The 19,461-nt window shown below is 53.0% G+C and carries 14 protein-coding genes; 1 reads left to right on the top strand and 13 read right to left on the bottom strand.

Annotated features, from left to right (window positions below):
• Positions 1-26: 26 nt before the first annotated feature.
• From SH302x_RS16425 to tssK, 10 genes are all read right to left on the bottom strand, one after another.
• Entirely contained in the window at positions 27-821 is a 795-nt protein-coding gene (locus SH302x_RS16425; protein ID WP_479363485.1) for a type VI secretion system accessory protein TagJ, read from the bottom strand.
• Positions 822-901: 80 nt separating this feature from the next.
• Positions 902-2,536, bottom strand: coding sequence for a type VI secretion system contractile sheath large subunit (gene tssC / locus SH302x_RS16420; protein ID WP_479363484.1), 1,635 nt, complete (start codon positions 2,534-2,536; stop codon positions 902-904).
• A 181-nt stretch (positions 2,537-2,717) separates the two neighbouring features.
• A complete protein-coding gene (gene tssC, locus SH302x_RS16415) occupies positions 2,718-4,220 on the bottom strand; it encodes a type VI secretion system contractile sheath large subunit (protein WP_479363483.1) in 1,503 nt (500 codons plus the stop codon).
• Between the two features lie 109 nt (positions 4,221-4,329).
• Positions 4,330-4,833 carry a type VI secretion system contractile sheath small subunit gene (tssB, locus tag SH302x_RS16410; protein ID WP_479363482.1) on the bottom strand — a complete coding sequence of 168 codons (504 nt, stop codon included), beginning with the start codon at positions 4,831-4,833 and terminating at the stop codon, positions 4,330-4,332.
• A 243-nt stretch (positions 4,834-5,076) separates the two neighbouring features.
• A complete protein-coding gene (gene tssA, locus SH302x_RS16405) occupies positions 5,077-6,234 on the bottom strand; it encodes a type VI secretion system protein TssA (protein ID WP_479363481.1) in 1,158 nt (385 codons plus the stop codon).
• A 160-nt stretch (positions 6,235-6,394) separates the two neighbouring features.
• Positions 6,395-7,090 carry a sigma-70 family RNA polymerase sigma factor gene (locus tag SH302x_RS16400; protein WP_479363480.1) on the bottom strand — a complete coding sequence of 232 codons (696 nt, stop codon included), beginning with the start codon at positions 7,088-7,090 and terminating at the stop codon, positions 6,395-6,397.
• The gene (locus SH302x_RS16395; RefSeq protein ID WP_479363479.1) at positions 7,087-7,482 is read right to left on the bottom strand and encodes a hypothetical protein; all 396 of its coding nucleotides are present in this window, start codon (positions 7,480-7,482) and stop codon (positions 7,087-7,089) included. Before SH302x_RS16395 ends, SH302x_RS16400 begins: the two co-directional genes overlap by 4 nt.
• A 70-nt stretch (positions 7,483-7,552) precedes the next feature.
• Positions 7,553-9,163: a hypothetical protein gene (locus SH302x_RS16390; RefSeq protein ID WP_479363478.1), complete on the bottom strand. Its 1,611-nt coding sequence runs from the start codon at positions 9,161-9,163 to the stop codon at positions 7,553-7,555.
• 54 nt (positions 9,164-9,217) lie between these two features.
• On the bottom strand, positions 9,218-9,919 hold the full coding sequence (locus SH302x_RS16385) for a DotU family type IV/VI secretion system protein (protein WP_479363477.1): 702 nt from the start codon (positions 9,917-9,919) through the stop codon (positions 9,218-9,220).
• Positions 9,916-11,409: a type VI secretion system baseplate subunit TssK gene (tssK, locus tag SH302x_RS16380; RefSeq protein ID WP_479363476.1), complete on the bottom strand. Its 1,494-nt coding sequence runs from the start codon at positions 11,407-11,409 to the stop codon at positions 9,916-9,918. Before tssK ends, SH302x_RS16385 begins: the two co-directional genes overlap by 4 nt.
• 292 nt (positions 11,410-11,701) lie before the next feature.
• On the opposite strand from tssK, the gene SH302x_RS16375 reads away from it, so the two are divergent.
• Complete coding sequence (locus SH302x_RS16375) at positions 11,702-16,228, top strand: hypothetical protein (RefSeq protein ID WP_479363475.1); 4,527 nt, start codon at positions 11,702-11,704, stop codon at positions 16,226-16,228.
• 22 nt (positions 16,229-16,250) lie between these two features.
• On the opposite strand, the gene SH302x_RS16370 is transcribed toward SH302x_RS16375, so the two are convergent.
• From SH302x_RS16370 to SH302x_RS16360, 3 genes are all read right to left on the bottom strand, one after another.
• On the bottom strand, positions 16,251-17,090 hold the full coding sequence (locus tag SH302x_RS16370) for an MBL fold metallo-hydrolase (RefSeq protein ID WP_479363474.1): 840 nt from the start codon (positions 17,088-17,090) through the stop codon (positions 16,251-16,253).
• Positions 17,091-17,268: 178 nt separating this feature from the next.
• The gene (locus SH302x_RS16365; RefSeq protein WP_479363473.1) at positions 17,269-18,627 is read right to left on the bottom strand and encodes a cytochrome P450; all 1,359 of its coding nucleotides are present in this window, start codon (positions 18,625-18,627) and stop codon (positions 17,269-17,271) included.
• 198 nt (positions 18,628-18,825) lie between these two features.
• Positions 18,826-19,389, bottom strand: coding sequence for a GNAT family N-acetyltransferase (locus SH302x_RS16360; RefSeq protein ID WP_479363472.1), 564 nt, complete (start codon positions 19,387-19,389; stop codon positions 18,826-18,828).
• Positions 19,390-19,461 lie beyond the last annotated feature (72 nt).

The following is a 19,461-nucleotide window of genomic DNA, read 5'->3' as shown; positions in this document are numbered from 1 at the left end:
CGCGATCGCTTCAGAGAAACTAGGCATCAAGTGGATTCGTCAAAGGCCAGCGATTTTAACTCCATAATGGTCATCTCTTGGTCGTCGACCACAAACGTCCTCAAGCCTTTCCCGGCAATGATCGGTTGGTCGTCGGCCGTCCAATCTGTCGCTCGACCCAGTAGCAAGGATTCGTCCTCTTCGTCTGCACACACATAGCGAGTTGGAATGTAGACTTCGCCTTCCGGGCCACCTTTGACGCTGATTTGAGCCTTCCGCCAAACCAATTCCAGTGGGACTTCCGGTGCCTCAAACTCCATGGAGCCAATCAAATGCATGGGCACCCAGTAGTATTTCCCAGTGCTGGTGATGACTTCCATGACTCCTGCGACGCGATCATCCAAATCACCAAAATCGCTGCATGGGTTGCCGTTGCAATTGCAAGGCATCAGTGGACGTTGGGAATGAGCCTCACTGATTAAGCGTGCTGCCTCATCGGTTTGCCCCAAACGCATGGCAACCAACGACTCAAGCGTCAGTTGCGCGAACTTCGGCAGCTCGCCAACCAACTCCGGCGCGCGGCCCTCCCGCATGACTTGTTCTCGAGCGATCTCGCCTCGCAGGATCTGGCGATACAATGCAAGAGTCACGGCCGCCTTGGTCGTCTGCTGGCCGATCGTTTCCAACTGCTTGTCGGCACGATCATATTGTTTTGCAAAGCAAAGCAGTTCTGCGAAGAACATGCGAGCGTCGATATCAGTCGGCTTCGATTTTAAATGAGCCGTCACCTCAGCAAGCGCCTCATTCAGTTTTCCTTGCTTGTAGAGTTCGATTGCGTTCATGAGCGGGCACTTTCAGAAATTAAAGTTGGAATTGAAATAATTTTTAACGGCAAAAGAACATCGGAATAAGGGGCCACACATTATTTCCGCACCAGTTCCGCTCGCAATTGTATGGAAGCTTGCATATCCTCCAATTCAAAGTGCGGCGATAGCTTCATCGTGATTTCAAACGCGCCCGGCTTGCCTGGTGTTCCGATCACGCGGACTTCAGCATCTCGCAGCGGGTACTTGCTTTTAATGTACTCATCTGCTTCCGAATCAGCCGTCACGTAGCCTCTCAACCAATCGTTGAGCTCATACTGCAGGTCCTCAGGCTCTTTGAACGAGCCTATCTTATCACGGCCCATCAGTTTGATGTAATGTGCGAACCGCGAAACGCAAAATATATAATTCAACATCGCGGACATCTTCGCATTGCTACTGGCCGACAGATCCGAATAGGTTTTTGCCTTCTGCGTCGAAGGGGTCGAAAAGAATGCCGCTGTTCCTGCGTCTTTGCAATTGCACAACGGGATAAAACCCAACTCCACCATCTGCGTTTCCAGCGAATCGCCTACCATCAAATCGGTAAATGGTTTGATCGCGATGCCGTGCGAGTCGGTTTGGAAATCTTCTTGTGCATTTCCCAGTACCAAGCCTCCGCCCGTGTTCCCTCGCTTTACCCCGCGAATGTCTGCCAGCCATCGGTTCTCGGAAAAACAGCGGATCAGGGTTTCTCCCATTGCAAAACAAGCCCCCCCCCAAAGCTGGTCTTTGGCAGATTGGATGTTTTCTTGGAAGGGAAAACCATCGTGCCGGTCCGCGAAGTCGGGATAACGTTGGCGCATTAACATTCGCGGCATGACCAATCCAACGAACCGCGAATCTTCGGTCTCGCGAAATTGTCGCCAAGACAGAAAGGTTAGGTCGTCCTGGATCTTGGAAAAATCGATCGCGGGTTGCATCTGCTCAAAACTGTCCAATGAAAACATCGTCGGATCTGCATTCATCAGCACCGGACAAAACGCGGCTGCCGCCACCTTGGACAACGACTTGAGCATCGCGATATCGTCATGCGGATGCTCGCGACTGGGACGTGGTTGAACGTCATAATCGGCGATCAGGACACCAAAGGGAGTGCCCCCCGGAGTTCCCAGCTCCTCTTCATAGACCTTGCGAAACAGTTGGCTTTGGTCCAGTTCCACAGCGCGGTCAAAATCGCGGCACAACTCGGGCCAACTCGCGTTCAACATCCGTATTTTGATCGGAGCATCGCCCGCCGCATCAAGGCACTTGGTCAGGTATTCAATGCCTCGCCAAGTTGCCTCCAGTTTTTGGAAGTCGGGATGATGCAGTACGGCATTGATCTGACTGTTCAGCATGGCGTCGATCCGAGCGATCTCCGCCTGCAGCTTGCGGGCCAGCACGCTCCAACGCTCAGCGGCCAACCGCTCCAATACCGCTTCGCCGAACCATAGCGACAGCTTGCCTTGAACACTTGATTCGGCCAGAAAGTCTGCCAGAGAAACCCGATTCTGCTTTTCAGTCGAAGCTGTCGTCGCATCGCTGGCAAGCAAGTTGACTGGCAACGTCGATTGCACCAAGCCGTCCAGCAGTGAAAGCGGGACCGTCGGTTCACTGCCCGAGTTAGCGGCCTGCGTAAGAGTGTTAGGAGCCCGCTCTAGAACGATTTCTTGGTGGCCCGTCGAATTCGTCGTTCGATCCGCTTCTGACATGCTACCAAGGTTGTATACGAGTGAATAAGTAAGTGCCCGCTGTTTGTAGTCCCGCCTTTAGGCGGTCTTGCATTTTATGTTTTCAGGAAACTATTCCGCCTAAAGGCGGGACTACGAACTAACGAACGTCCCGCCAAAAGGCGGTACTACAAACTACCGACTACCGCCAAGCAATCTTAGCTTAGCCCTTCTTGCCTGGAATCTCAGCAACCATACGCAGCGACGCGGTCAGCTCTTCTAACTGCAGCCAAGGTCGCAGGTAAGCAACCGCGTTGTACGAACCTGGTTTGCCAGGTATCTCGCGGACCTCGATCTTTGCCTCGGCCAATGGATAACGCGCTTTGGTGTTCTGGTCTGCTTTTGAATCAGCCGACACATAGTTCATAATCCAGTCGTTCATCCATTTCTCCATATCTTCGCGCTCTTGGAATGAACCAATCTTGTCGCGGGCGATCACCTTTAGATAGTGAGCGATACGTGAAGTGGCCATAATGTATGGTAGACGAGCACTGATGGCGGCATTTGCTGTCGCCGCAGGGCCCTCTTTGCCTTGATACTCCTTCGGCTTTTGCGTCGTTTGTGCGCCAAAGAAGACCGCGTAGTCCTTGTCTTTGTAATGGCAGAGCGGCAGGAAGCCCAGATCGCTGAGTTCTTTTTCGCGGCGTTCTGTAATCGCAACTTCCGTCGGACACTTGAGCGCGATGTCACCGTCGTCCGCTTTGAATACGTGGGCTGGCAAGCCTTCCACTTTACCGCCGCCTTCAGCGCCACGAATCGCGGTACACCAACCGGTTTCCGCAAACGTTCTGGTCATTTGCGCGCCTAGAACATAAGCGGTGTTCATCCAGCAATATTCATCATGATCGACTGCTTTTGGTTTCCCATCTGCACCCAGTTCAACTTCCTCGTACATGAATTCTTCGATCGGCTTGGTGTTAGCACCGTACGGCAAGCGAGCCAACGTACGCGGCATCGTCAAGGTCACGAATCGGGAGTCATCGCTTTCACGGAAGCTTCGCCAAGCGGTATGTTCGACGGTATCGAACACTTTCTTCAAATCGCGAGGTCGTGAAAGATCGGTCCAATCCTCCATCCCAAAGAGAGCGGGCGAGGCAGCCGACAAGAACGGAGCAAACGCCCCCCCCGCAACACCAGCCACACTCTTAAGCATCGCGATGTCGTCAGGGTGGTTCTGGAATTCATAGTCACCGATCAGAGCACCGTATGGCGTGCCTCCAGGCATACCAAATTCTGATTCGTAGATCTTCTTGAACAGATCGCTTTGGTCAAACTCGACTGCTTTTTCCAAATCCTTTTGCAGGTCTTTCTTGCTGCAGTTCATCACGCGGATTTTCAGTTCGGTACCGGTTTCCGAGTTCATGACCAGGTAGCTTAACCCGCGCCATGAGCCTTCCAGCTTCTGGAAATCGGGATGATGCATCACTGCGGCGAGTTGTTTCGAGATTTGTTCGTCGAATTTCTCGATCGTTCGGCGAATCGAACGCGAAATGTCTTTATCGAAGGTCACGGCACCTTCGAGTGCTTGCTCCGTGAACGTACGAAGTAGTTCTTCTGCTCGTGAACGTTCTGTTTGTCGTGTTGCAGCAATCGCGGATTCTAGCAAACTACCTTCGCTGGTGGTAACTTCCGAGGCGGCTGTGTTCTCTTGCTTCTGAGCGGCCATAAATTGAGTGCTCCCTGTGTCGTATCCAAAACAATGATTGATCTTAGGTATGGGTTACTGCAGAGCACGATGCACGCTCGCAGAGGAAATTCTTGGCAGGCAGATGCCTTTAGCTCTTCGGATCGATTCCCAATTCCTTCGCTAGTTTGGCTGCACTCTCGGTGTTCTGCAGCACATCTTCTAGCGTCGCCTCTAGATCGGAACTCACATCAATTTTCGCCAGCAGGTCACGCAACTGATTTCGCGTCTCCATCAACTTCTTCAGTGGCTCAACTTGCTCGACCACTTTGGCTGGCTCAAAGTCCTCCATCGACTCGAACTTCAGTTGCACGCCCAATTCGCTGCCGTCACCGGCCAACGTGTTTTCAACTTTAAGGTTTAGTCCCGGTGTCATTTGACGCAAGACATCATTAATATTGTCGCGATCAATTTCGACAAACTTGCGATCACGTAAAGGCTTGAGCTTCTGCGTGGGATGGCCAGAAAAGTCACCTAAGACGCCAACCACAAATGGCAGTTCTCGCTTTTCCATCGCGCCGCCAGTTTCCACATCATAAGTGATATGTACGCGTGGCTTGCGAACACGACCCAGTCTGCTTTGATAAGAACCCATCGAGTAACCTCTTTCGTTTCAATAACTAACCATACCTGCGATCGCAGTTAACATTCAAATAGACTTTTTGAAAAGGTGTCTAGCCTTTTGGTGTGACAGTCGGAAACATCCTAAAAACAGTGGGTCGCAAAAGCGGCACGCATGTTTTCTGACTTTGTCTTAACAAAGCGTCGTTGGCCATGACTCAAAAGCCTATTGTGCGGTATAGCGCCTAGCTAATCAATAACGGCAAACGTTAAAATTCTAGTAATCATCATTTCTTGGCGGAATGATCCCCATCCGCTTGTACATGGAGGCCAGTGCATCCGAGTCTCCCACCAAGTCCTGCAACAGTTCTGGCAGCGGCATTCGTCCCCAACGCACTGCTTGCTCCAAAGCATACGAAACCGGCGAGTGCGGCTCGGTCTTGCGAAAATACTCTGCGACTTTCAGCAAGTGCTGGAAGGCGTCCTCGCGAGACATCACTTGTTTGGGAGCGCCCAGACCACTTGGCGTTGCCAGCCCCCCCGCCGCTGCTCCACTGCTGTCGTCGATCGAGCTGATGTCGTCCGAACTGCCCAACACGGACGCCGACATGTCCGCAAAATCCTTTTGAATCTTCTGTAGCATTTCGGAGATTCGCGAAATCGACGGTGCAATCACACCGTCATCGTCACGGCCGCAAGCATCATACATCACTTGGTCAAATCGCGTGCAAGCGTCGATGGCTTGCTGGATGTCCTCGGCAACACTCGTTAGGACTTCCTCGCCGACTTGGGCCATCGCAGTGTTGAACATTTGCAGCGAGATCTCGCCAGCTTCCAACTTCATCGCCCGGACGTCCGATGGATCGGCTTCCATCAGCAATGCGTTGCGGTACGAGGCCCAGGTGAAACGACTGTCGTTTGGGAAGATCTTTGCGTTCTCAATAACTCCCGGTAGCGAATTGTTTAAGCCTTCAATTTGCGAAAGTGTATAACGTGCGCCTTCTTCATCTTCGTCGGGGCGCGGATGCAGTGTGTCCCAAAACTGGCTGCAGATATCAACACACAAAGTCAGTCCGTCACGAATCGCCACAATCCCATGCAGCCGCGTGGCCGCTTCAACCAACCAACTGACGACCCATAAATCCTTGGATTGCTCCGTCAGCATCTTCTCTGCCAATTGGTACACTTTGCGCCAATCGGGTGGTTTGCGCGGGTCGTCCGAGCGGCCGGCCATCTCCTGCTGAATCTCTTCGTCCGTCATCAGCTCGAATTTCGCGATCATCTTTTCCGAATCGAGCGCCGCGTTCCGGGCCTCGCGAATCGCATAGAAGCTCCGGCTGAGCTCCGGATGCTCGCGTGCCGCAGGGCCACTTGGCTCCTCGTCGCTCAAAGGCCGCAGGAAATTTTCAAGTTCAAAGATTGCGGGTGTTGCCATAGGAGTTCATCAGTGCGGACTTGAATAGGAAACGTTGTGCAAACCGTAAAGCGAGCGGCAGCAATGATATTACCGTAGTGGGATTCGCCAGACTTCCATTTCTACTTCGGGAAATCTGGCGAATCCCACTACATCGGGTACGTTTTCATCTGTCGTTCGCTTAATCGTGCAAATCGAGCCGCCGAAGCTTGGTGGCCAAATTCTCTAAAATCTTAGCGTGCATCCGGCTGGCCCACGACTTACTGATACCGATCTGACTAGCAGCGTCTTGCAGCGAGTATCCCTCGAAATATACAGCTCGAATGATGTGACGTTCGGTCGGATCTAAAGTTTCTACCAAATTCCGAAGCTTCTCACTCGCTTCCTTGTGCAAAACAGCCTGCGCACCGCTACGATCCGGATCTTCTACGCTGGCAGCACGTTCCATCGCTTCGTCACCACCACTAGCTAAATAGACAACAGCTAGCTTCTCCGTCACTCTCGCAAACCAGTTCCCCGCATCGTCCAATGTCGGCGGCTCGCGGTAATCAACATCGCGTTCCGCTTCCAACACGTCATCGGCCATTCGCTCGTAACGCAAACGTCGATAGCGTGCCCGGCTGGTCCACGTCATCTTTGCGACACCATCGTAGATCGCGCCACGAATTCGATAATAAGCGAACGTACTGAATTGATTGCCCAGCGACGCATCAAAGTCGCGTGCCGCTTCAGCCAATCCAACCTCTCCGTAAGCAATCAAGTCATCCAAGTCGACGCGAACCGGAATGTTTCGCATGATACGCAATGCAAGGGAACGCACTAGCGCTTGGCCCTCTTCGATCAAGTTCATTCGTTCTTGAGCGTCTGTGGTGGTCATGGATTCGACTGCTGCAATAAACGCCATAGTTGAGTTAAACGGCTTGCGCTCGTAGGATCACTGCACAAGGTCTCGGAGATGGATTTGGTCATCAAACGAAACTGAACTTGCCGCGCATCGGCAGTCTGATTGCTTCCGGTTCCAACGCTTCCAAAGCGTGATTCCAAGAATTTGGCCACCAGCAGCTCCGCTACCTGCGAAAGGGGCAGCGAATCAACTTGATGCTTTACCGCCACCGCCTTCAATTGCTCCAGCTCCGCTGGCGTGATGTCTTGAGAGCCACGAGCCAACGTGTTCTCCAACACGGATCGCAAGATATCCGAGGCTTGTTCAGCAGCACCGTTGACCGAGTCATGGGTGGGCGGTTGATGTTCGCCAAAGCCTTGCGACATCGTGTGTCCCCTTCAATTCCAAGTGCCTTGCTAAACCATAACAGCGTCGCCCATGCTTCGCTCTTTTTTGTTATGACATTAGATGGTAAACGATTAAGCCGACAATGAAAACCGTGAGTAGGGCATTAATTCCAATTAACGTTCTCGCAACGACGCGATATCCTTGATCGCGTTGCCAAGCCGCTTCGCTCCACTCCAAATCTTCTTCTAAATCAAACAGTTTTTCAAATACACTTCGAACAAACGCTTGCCGAATTCGAGTACTTCCTGCCGCACCAAAATAGGTGCCACACAATAAGGGACCCCGCTGGTCGACCGTCTCGGGAACACTCGCAAAGCATGCTAGCAACTCCACAATCTTGGGCTGCGCTAGGTTGCGAATCTTGCATAACAACGCGAACAATTTGTCATTTTTGCTGCGTCCCAAACACTCAGGGTGACGGAACAAATCATAAATCCAATCTTCAAATGCGCCACAAGCATGCGCCGCAAGTAACTGCAGTTGATCCGGCGCAACCGGTGCCAAATGATTGTAGCCATGGCCAAATCGATTCTCGCGCGCTTTGTTCTCACCCACTCGCCGCACCAATTCAATAAAGCCAAGCTCATCTTCGAGGCCGGTGATCAAGACCGCTGTAGGTGCATGTATTTCTGCCGCTTCGATGATCGCTCGCGTATCATCGCGTAAGGGGCCCGATAACTGCCCAGGTGTAGAACGCAGCAGTACTTCCCATTCGATCACTGCGATACATCCGTTGATGGGACACAGCGGCTGTCGGCCTTGCACTGCGAGTTGGCAAACGCGTTTAAGTCGCTCCAATTGCGTCGCCAACATGTGTTTGTCCAACACGGAGGCCGGTTGATTCGAGGTTGGCTGCAGAGCTGGACTCAGCAGATTCGTTGGGCCCGACACCACGATCGTACCACGATGCCCAACGTTGGCAGCTTGGGCAACGGGTGCCGCTGCGGCTGCGTCCGATGAAGCGACAATGGTGCCACGCATGCCTCCGCCGACATTGGGTGCTTGTGCTGCGGCAGGTTGGTTGCCCACTAGCGTTCCTCGCAAACCACCGGCTCCGCCTGCGAGACTATCGCCACTGGCAAATGCGGCTTGGCCCAAAATCGCTTGCGCTTTCGAAGTTGCCGATGCATCCAGCATGAACACAACAATGCCATTTTCATTCGCATACCAGCGCAATGGCATTCGCCCTTCGGGTTGCCCTTTGACCACCAATTCCCAATCGGTAGCCTCCATGATTTGGTCGGCTTGTTTCGCAGTCGACACACCATAAGCGAGAAACAGAGGTGTCTCATTGGGCTCAATACCACTGCGACGCACCGCAGCCAACCCTTCGTTCCACGCGTCATCGATATCTGGAAATTGACTAGGCTCGGTTTCCAGCCAGCTTTTGACCGCAAAATAAGAAGCACTTGGAATAGCAACCAGCAGCAACAGCAAGGCCAAGTTGAAAGGAACTTCGCTGGCCGCTTGCGATATAGCCGCTTCAGAATTGAAGTAAGCGAACGTGTAATAAATCAGGATGCACAGCAGCAGGAAAATAAAAATGATCACCGACACTCGAGTCGGCAAGGACCAACCGGTCCAACTGCGAGCCCCCCCCAGCCAGCGGGCCGGTGAAGTAAACAACCAACGGAAAGGTCTGAGTATCCAATTCAACACGCGAAGGCCTCTCTCGAAACTATGTTCAATTCAGTTTTCACGACGGCAAGCCTTTCAGGGTGACGAGCTGCTAGTGGTGGAAGCTGCCGCATCGGTCGCAACGCGATCGTCATAAATCAAGACGTAATAGCCTAAGACGCTGGCGATCACGAAAAGCATCAAGGTCAACACAGCAGCACCAACGACAGTAAATTTGCTGTCCAACGGAGGAGCACCATCCACCGGTTGGGCAATACCTGACAACGCAGGTCTTTGTCGCCGAGTCTGCAACAAGCCGGCGGTACGTCGAGCCCAGTCTTCAATCGTGGGTGGCAAATCGTATTGCTGAGCGAGAAACGTGGACTCCGACAAAGCGTACAATCCTCGGAAACCAAGCACGACGGCGACATAATAGACTTCGATTGCGTCACGTCGCAGCAACTGCTGTGCTTGTTTGGCCTTTTGAAAGAATAAAGTCCCCGCGTCTTTGGAGTTGAAGAACTGAAACTCTAGCGTGTGATTCTCCCACCAACGTTGGCCTTCCCAAGTCGTGTTGATCATCAAATCATCGATCCAAGCACACAGGGCGTATCGCGCTAGCTGCCAAACCTCATGGTTCTCGCCATGCTGCAGTTTATCTTCGGCCTGTCGCAGTTTGACTTGCACCGCCGTATGTAAATTGGACGGATCCACACGCTGATGATTCGCCACCAATTCCATGGCGTTGATCACGTGTAAAAAAATAGGATCGACGGCTTCAGCGAATTCTGGACTCATGCGTTAGTTGTTGGTACAGCGAATAAAGCAAATTCTAGGATAGCACGTTTATCTCGATAGATGACTTCCAATCGCCGCTGATTGGGCAGTCGATCGAGATTTCCGATTACATTGGTATTGAAACGCATTGCCAGCGACTGAGTTGCCAGGACATCTTTCCACGCAGGCCCCTCACGTCGCACTTCATAATACAGCCAACCGCGCTGGGATGGCAGCGCGCGTGGCGGTGTACGCAGTTCGTCATCCGCTTTGACGTCTGGCATACGATGTTTGAACAGTAAATCGACTTGCTGAACACTCCCCATCTTCCAATCCATCGCACCTTCACGCAACAAATCTCGAATCACATCCTGCGATACGTTCTCGCCATGCACACCAATATACCACTTCCAACTGGCATGCAGCCACTTCGGATCTAAGGTTACTTGCATGCCGCGATCGACGCCGACAAAGAAGCGTTGCTCGAACTCCAATCGCTTGGCTGTCCCCATCAACTCGCCAATGCGTCGCTGCAGCCAGCGGAATATTCTACCCAAATCATCATGGTCGTAGGTTGGCAGTTGTGGGTCCAAACGACGCGTGGGATCAAAGATGCTCAACATCCCCACAATCCTGCACATTTCCACATACACAGTATACGGATGAATGCCGGTTGCAAACGTCAGCCCATGCAGCGTGGCCAACGCCTGGTTGAGCTGCCCGAGCATCCACAAGTCGTCCAGCTCCCCTGGCTCTTGGCTATTGAAAGCAAGATTTCGTTGTGTGGCACGTTGCGCAAGCACATCTACTTTTTGACCGATCAAATCATATACCGAACGCACCACGTCTTGAGCTAAATCCGACCATGCGTCGACAGCCAGCAGGGGGGGGAAGTAATCGGGATCTAGTTCCGGACTCGCTTCTTCACTACCAATGCGTTTAATCTTCGCAATCGGCAAAGTCTCATAGCCTTCGAGATTATCTGTCGATAGCAGCAGACGCACATGCAAGGGCTTGAAGACAATCTCGGTCTCGCCACCACCGGCATTTTCGTCCGGCACTTCGAGTGTACGAGGCGTATTGCGGCGTTCAACATAGCTTTCGTCGCCAACGTTCGCGCGGCCCAACACCAACTTGGATACCGCCAGATATACTGTCACGTCGCTGGCCGCCTGCAACGCTTCGCGAATGCTAATGCGCATGCTGCCACTGTCGACCTGCAGCAACGTGCCATCGCGCAAGATCGCTTCGCAAGCGTTTAACTGAAAGAAATAAGCGGGCAGTGCGTCTCGCTGATGTTGGAAGCTACGGATACCATACGCATAATGCGTCTGCCAACGCATTGCGAGCCCCATGGTGTCTTGCCAATAGCGATCCGAAGCTTGAAAATGCTGCGGTCGCAAAAACATTCCCTCAAACCAATTGACAGGCTGTTGTCGCATCGTATGAATCATTACAGTCGAGTAAGCGGAGTTGATACGCCGGTCCCAATCTGGTCTGTGTAGCCACATATGAGGACCTCGAATCACACGGATCAACGGCGAGGTGATATCTTAAGCACTTCATGACTGCATTTACTACCCCACAACACGGGTTGATCAGCGAACATTGGCCAAAAAAACGGTTCTACGCTCGGAAGTTAGATGGTAGTCTTTGATTATATAGGCGGTTGCCCCCGTCGGAGGCGATCGGGAGCTTCTGGAACCACTGCAGCGCCCGCGAGGGTCAGCCCCCTTTATAAACAAAGCCCGCTATGGTGGATGCTCTTCCAATTCCAACGTTTTATCCATCGGATTTTATGCTATGCCCCCACAGAATCATAAATCGAAACAGAGCTGGCGGGACAGCAAAGCTCCGCGTCGCGGGCAGCCCAAAACAACCGTTCGCAGCAAGCGTCTGGTCGCCACAACACTGGCCACGATCGCCATCGCAGGCTTTGTTGCGCTGGCGGTATACCTGATTACTCGACCGGCACGCAACACGGCGATCCTCTGGTTGAACGCTGGCGAGTCGATTTCAAGCACGCTGCCGCCACTGGGATTCAACTCCGAAACGCTTAGCAAGCTGGATGTCCTTTCAGGTAAGCCAAAAGCAAAATACATGGCCTTCCAGCGCGGCGCGACCAGCGAGTCCTTTGCGGAACAAATTCGCCGCGCCAGCGTAAAACTTAAGTCGACGGATATCTTGGTGGTCATCTGCCGCCAACACGCCGTCGTGCTTAACGGCAAAGCGTACTTGGTCAAGAACCTATATCTGTTGCCAGACGAACTGGATACGGTAGAAAATTTGGAACCGTTGGATGACGTGCTGGCCGCAGCTTCAAGGCACACAGGCACCACGCTGCTGCTACTGGACTGGGGAAGCGTGCTGTATGACGCTCGCATGGGCGTTGGCCAAAACCAATTCATCAATGTTTTGGAAAAGCAACTAGCCTCAACCGCTACCCCAAATCGCTTATGGGTCATCGCTTCGCACGGGCCAAATGAAATCTCACAAGACCTTCGCGCTGGCAAGGCTCCTTCATCCTTAAGCGGTGATGCGATCTTCCTTCAAGCGTGCTTGGAGGGCCTCTTGTGCCAACGCCAGGAACCCTTTACCAAGCGGCTGATGGATCTCAGCAACGATCCCAAGCTATTGAACTTAGCGGACTACTCCGAATACGTCATCCGCCGCGTTCGGGAAGCTTCGCACGAAGAACAACGACCTCTCTTGTTTCGCGGTCAAACGGGCTTGGTACATATTGAAAATGAAAACAGTCACTTCGTTACCGCTCGCAGCACTACGCTCGCTAGGCTCAGCCGCATCGGTCGCCCCATCGGCTTGCCCGCCATCGATACGACGGAAGAAGACGAGGCGACTTCCGCTGCGAGCAATCCTCCGGCTGCTCAAGACGCCTCAATCGCTAACATGTCTATCAGTCCCGCGGATGAGCTTTGGAAGCTGATCCAACAATGGTCCGCTCCCAACGATCAGCAATTGAAAGGCTGGTCGCTCGCGCAAGTCATGCCTGCTGCCGCCAAAGAGCTTGCCGCGCATGCAGTTCGCCTTGAAGCGAGAGCGCAAGCGGGCAACGATTACCGTCGCGATACGATCTTGGATGCAGAGATCGCTGCCAGCGTTTCAATGTTGATCGATGTTGCTCGACAAGCTCAACAAAACGCGCTCAATCAGTTCGCCAGTCACAACAAAACCAAAGCACTGTTTGAAAGGAACATCAATCCGGCCGAAGATCCCAAGTGGCTTGCCGCGATCGATTCACTCAAGGCGTATCGAGCCAGCGCACTACGCTTCCATGATGCAGCCCAGTTGTCGTACTCATTCAAAGCGCTTGGCATTCAGCATCCGCTGGACGGAGTGGTATCCAACATGGTCCAAGCAACAACAGCTTGGCGACCCGATTGGCAAGCGGCCGTCAGAACACCGTCGTCGCTTGGCTCGATCGCTTGGTCCGACCATACCAATGCGTTTCAACAAGCCGACGCGGCGCTGACCAGCAGCATCGAACGAATTTGCAATGACGCTGCGTCTTCAAGAAAGAATCGTTACGTGTACTGCCAAGCGATTCTGCGCACGGCACTGCCGACCTTGGAACAACGTCAGAAGTTATGGGCTGCGATCTCAGAACGTTTACCAACGCTGCGCATCGACTCGGTGAATACGGTTGGCTCACTGCCACAAGCCGTCAACGGCGATGACGAACGAACGATGGGCTTACTCTACTCGACAGCGCTGTTGAGCACAGAGTCCGGATTGGAAGTGCCTAAGGAACAATCAGCGATCGTAATGCACGTCAATCGTTTTTTGCGTGAAAACTTGCGCAGCGGTGCCAGCGACATCGAGCTAGCGTGGCTGCTGCTGGACCGTCGCGACTTGGTCAACGGCCAGTGGCAATTGAGCTCCGGCGACGCCATGTACCTGGAACGCCAACTGCCAGCCTTGCCCGCCCGACCAAAACCAAGATCGGCTTGGCAAGTATCGATCGCGGATGCTTCCAACAATTCCACACTGGAAAAACTCCGCTTCATTGATGACAACAAGAGCCAACAAGTCAAACTGGTACTGACTCGCACAGGCACCCCACCAGATGTTTCGTCAGTGAAGATCCAATTCAATCGTATGCAAGGGCGCGTTGTCGAACGAACTGCGAAACCCATGGAATCGCGCGCGATTGAGTTGACCAAAGCGGACTGGGACAATGCAGCTCGCATGACCAACGCCGGTCAAGAGGTCGCATTGTATTTAGACGTTCAACCGATTGCCAACCGCTCCGATAGCGAACCGCTATCGATCAATTTTCAAGTTCAGTTTGCTGATGCGGGCCAATTGCCACTAGCTGCGAAACTTGCGGTTGTTGTCGATCCAAAAGAGCCGTTCGAATTGATTGTCGAAGAGAGCCGCAAACTGGACGGCGAACAGCGATGGGAGCCTTTGGATCGCCCATCAAACATTGTGACGCTGCGACCATTCCCTAATCACGACACTCCGTTTCGATTCAAGCTGCGCAACAAAGCGGACGCTCCTTTGCAAGCGACGGTTGAACTGTATGCTCTCCCGGTCCCCTCGCAACAGTCTCGCCCGTTGGGACGTTTGCGCGATGAGAACGGCCAACTGTTCCGAGGACTTTCGAGTATTGAAACGAACCGTATGAGGCTGATCGCTAGTTCAGAAGCGATCTCATTAGACGCCGGAATGACCAGCGACGTTCGTTTTTCAACCCCCGCACCTGCCTCTGGAAGTACAGCGAATTCCAGCGCCAATGGAACTGCAACGGCAAGTCCAGTTGCTGGCGAAGCGAACTATGGTTTACTGGCGATTGTCCGCGCCACGCAGTCGGGCAAAACAGTTGCGACTTGGCTAGAAACGATCCCTCGCGATGCGGCAGAGTTTTTGACGGTGGACGCGCGGACCAAACCGGGACGCCGTCAAATTGAAATGACAGTCGCGCTGCGCGATGACTTTGGCAATGGAATTCCTGATCTAGTCCCAGTCGACTTTTCGAAAGAGAAGAAGATCTCGCTGCAGTGGATCACATGGCCTTGGCAAACGGAAGAGCTGGCGGTCAACGCTGACCGCGAACTCGATCCAGAGACTCCAGCGGTGACATTCGAAGCGACCGCGGCATCGACTTTACCAACCGATATCCCGATCCTAATCACGGTGGATCAGAATCCTCGCGCATTGATCTATCGTTTAGATACAACCGCGATTCGCAAGGCGGACCCGTTTGAACATCGCGAATCCTTTTCTATCGCGCGAATCCAACAGAACGCAAAAGAAAATGGTTTCACTTATGACCGCAACAGCTTTTTGATGCCAGCAGAGCGCCAGTTTGATTTGAACAAGCTTGATGCATTCTTTCCTGGACGTTTGAATGAAACCGTCTCCGTCCTCATGAATCTAGACTATCGATCACAGACGACACGGACCGATGAGTATCCAGCAAAGTTTACTTTTGGTGACGATACCCAAGCTAGAGAAGTGTTCTACGGCGACCGTAATGTATTGGTGACCGTCCAACCGCTCGATGGAAACGCTTTTGTCATGAAGTGTGATGTTAGCGACTGGGTCTTCGATCTTGATTTTCGCAACGCAAGCAAGCAAGATTTGCCGCTTGTCCTGACCGATAGCAATGGCGGTCGACAAAACCTCGCACAGTTTGTAATGGACGATGCGAAACCTTCCATCAATGGTTCGCGGTTGGATGCATCGTATCAGGAAGGCCGGCTTCCGACATTGAAGTTCACCGTGCGTGATCGTTCACCCGTATCGGCTACTGTCTCTATCAACAAGCCTGGAGAACCAGCGAAGCTGGCAAAAGGCAAGCCGGTTGAGCGTGATTTGGGATCGGGCAGTAACCGCAAGGAGTACGCAATCGAGTATTCTCTGAACCTTGCCAGTGAAGAGCTCGCGCCCGACAGTGCCTACGTCGTCACGATCAATGCCGTCGACCATGTTGGGAACACCGCCAGTTACTCCTATGCGCCATTTCGCTATGTCCCCAAGCCACCTCCGGCACCGTTGCCTGGTACGCCAGGGTCCACTGTTCCAGCTTACAAGGGTACGTTGAAAGGCATCGTCGCCTTAGGCACGTCAGGCAGACCGCATTCAGGCGCGAATCTAGGCCAGAACAAGGTGACGATCAAGGAGTTGGGGAAGGAAGCGCCGATTGATGGCGGTCGCTTTAGTTTCACCGGTATTGAAGCAGGCAAGTACACATTAATTGGCCAGATTCTCTATCAGGGCAAGACTTATGTTGGTGAATTGCCCGTTGACTTCCAAGGCCCGAATGACTCCCAAAAGGATTGGGTGATATCGGTAACCGAGAAGTAGCAGCCGCACCACCTAATTGCAGCTAGGGGCAATACCGAGCAGCCTGTTCCGCTCCGCTAAATTCTGATCCAATGACGGCGTGTTGATGCTGGATGAAGGGCAATTGGGTGGCACCTTCGCGATCGGCGCAGAAAATCTGAAAGCGACCTTGATGGCGCTGGTGGTGAGTGGCCAACGCCACTTCGGGCGAGTTGTTGTGGGCCGATAAGTGCCCGAGGCATACCCACTGCAACTGCGCCGCATGGCAAGCATCCAGCAACTCTGCAGCTTCCGCGTTGGAAATATGCCCCCCCTTGCCTGCGATGCGGGTCTTCAAGTGTTGAGGGTACGGACCATACCGCAGCATGTGGTCGTCATAATTGCTTTCGATCAGTACGGCATCTAGTGTGCTAATGATTTGTCGCAGGCCACGAAAGACGTGCCCCAAGTCGGTAAGTAAACCGAATCGCTGACCAGAATTCGTGTCTTCGATCACAAAGCAGACGCCTTCGATGGCATCATGCGGAGTTCGTAACGGCTCAATCCGCAGCGAACCAATTTGGAATGGCTGGTCAGAGCAGAAGTGGTTGGGCTTCCCCAAGCAGCCTGAGCTCGGTCTTGCGCACGTCGCATTCCAAGTCCTCTGATTCGCATAGACTGGCAGTTTGAATTTGCGGTGAAATACTCCAGCTCCACAGATATGATCGCTATGCTCGTGCGAGATCACAAGGGCTTGGCAATCGCGAATGTTATAGCCGAACTGAGCCAAACGCGATTCCGCTTTGCTACCGCTGATCCCAGCATCAAAGAGGACGCACGTATCGCTGTTCCGCACGAACACGCAGTTACCGGAACTTCCTGATTGCAGAGTGATGACTTCCATTTCCAAAGTGTACCGAACCGCGGCTCTGCACGGAAGTAAGTATGTGTTTTTACGAACATCTTTCTTCACACCAATGCATCCACGTCGGCCGCTCATCGGCAAGCAGTATTGCAACACTTCCAGCGGAACGATCCGAACTAACCTCAAATGACGCGACCATAGTGTAGATGCACTTCTGCTAGGGCTGAGAACGCGTACCAATGAAACGGAGCGGGACATCGGTCGACGGGCCCATAGTGACATTTCTGCGTTTTGGCACTACTGGCGTATTGTCGATCAGCTCAAACCGATAGCGTTTCAGCAACGTTCCCAATACGATTGCGGTTTCAAAGGAAGCAAACGCGGCACCGATGCATCGACGATGCCCGCCTCCAAATGGCATATACTGAAACGGCGAGTAAGTGCGATCCAAAAACCGCTGGGGGCGAAACTCGTCAGGCGACTCATATGTTTGAGCGTTGTAATGTGCCAATACGGTAGCTGGCGCAACTGCCATTCCAGCCGGTAGCCGATACTCGCCAAGCTCCAAGGGCGACAGCAACTTACGCAGCGTCTCTGTCACGATGGGATGGATCCGCAACGTCTCTTGCACTGTTGCCTTTAAATAGGCTGCCGACGCTAGTTTTTCTGGCGAATCATCCTCTAGGGAATCCAGCTCTTCTAATAACGTCTTGTACGCGGCCGGGTGATGGTGCAGATGATACATGGCCCAGGTGAGCGTTAAAGCCGTAGTTTCGTGACCTGCAAACAGAAACGTGATTAGTTCGGAATGAATATGCTCACGCGTAATAGGCAGACCATCCTCGTAGGTCGCCGAACAAAGTAATGACAAGATATCTTCACCAGGCTGGTCGCTCTGTTGCCGTTGTGCGATGATCCGATCAAGGCAATCTTGCAATTCGTGTTTGGCTTTGTTCCAACGATCCCATGGAGACAGTCCGAAGAACGGCCAATGCGACTTTCGCGAAAAGAACAGCAATGGCGAGGCGCCCGCAACCACTTTTTGACTGGCCCGCATCAGTTGTTCCACTATCGCCGGGTCGCTGCCGCCAAAGATGGTCCGCACGATGATCTCTAGCGAGATATCGGTCATCAGCTTCAAGGTTGGGATTGCAGGTTGGGCTTGATAGGCTGCGAATCGGTCCAGTGCGCCTTGTTGCATGCTGTGACCATATGCCTTCATGCGATCGCCATGAAACATGGGCATCATCAAACGCCGCTCGCGACGGTGCGAATCGCCCTGCAACGTCAACATGGAACCATTTCCCATCAGTGGATCGATCGTTGCTGACGCGAACGGCGCATAAATTTTGGGGTCTTGGCCGTGAATGATTCGAATCAAATCTTCGCGTCCTGTAACCACCACTGGTCCATTCAAGGCGTGCACCAGAAAAGGGTCGCCATACTTTTTGGCCCATCCCTCCATCGCTAATCGAGGATTCCGAATAAGCTGCAAGGTTGGAAGCAACGATCCTCGCGGACCCGGGGGCAGTCGAACCGACGACGATGCCTGCACTGAATCGGCTTGCTGGTTCATATACGATTTGCTAATCAAAGATGGAGGTTGCGGATGCTCACATGCCAGATAGGGAAGTTGCATGCAACGCATAGCTTGGCATCTTCACGTCACATGACAAGCCCCATAGCGTCGCGGTTATACTTGGTACGCTGCTATCCGTCCGCTAACGAACACCAGAGCGCTTGCGCACTGCCGCAACAGATGCATAAATTAGCACTAGCTTCTGCGATACGTTCCGCGCCCGAAAACCTTTAAGCCCCAGCATGTTCCATTCCACGTCGCGCCGAATCGTTCATGAGCGATCCGCGATAATCGATTGGATTGGTCGACCGCAAACAGGATGCGATGGACATGCTTGGATGAAAGATGGTCCGAAAGTAGCGCGACCATGCTCCGGTAGACTCCGCGGCCTCGAAAGTCACGGTGTACCCAAGAACCATACAGCCACGCTTCGTCATGCTCAAGCGTAAAGAGTAATCCGGTATCGGCATCGTGATAGCTGTGTAGCGCAAACCAGCAGACCCCGATCAGCTCACCTGACTCCTCGGCCACAATCGCTTGATGGCCAGCCGCCAGTCGATCGGAGCAGACGCGGTGGCCAGCTTGCTGCTGCAGAAAGGCGACGTCGCGCTGGCCGTGATCGGCAAGTCGAATGTCCACCGCCGATTTTTTACTGCCCGCAGATGTCACCAGCGGCATCACTCCCAATCGCTGCCAACGCCACTGGAAAAAGCCAGCCGGAATACATCGCCTGCTAAGAATCTCGATTTTATAAGGCACACTCAATTTCAGGCTACCATTCGTTCAAACGCATCAAGGCCACTACTCTCGCTGGCTCCCTCAGTATAACTG

The organism is Njordella calcicola, assembly GCF_056494125.1.
The sequence above is the reverse complement of the archived record's forward strand: the minus strand, read 5'-3'. Positions and strand labels throughout refer to the sequence as shown.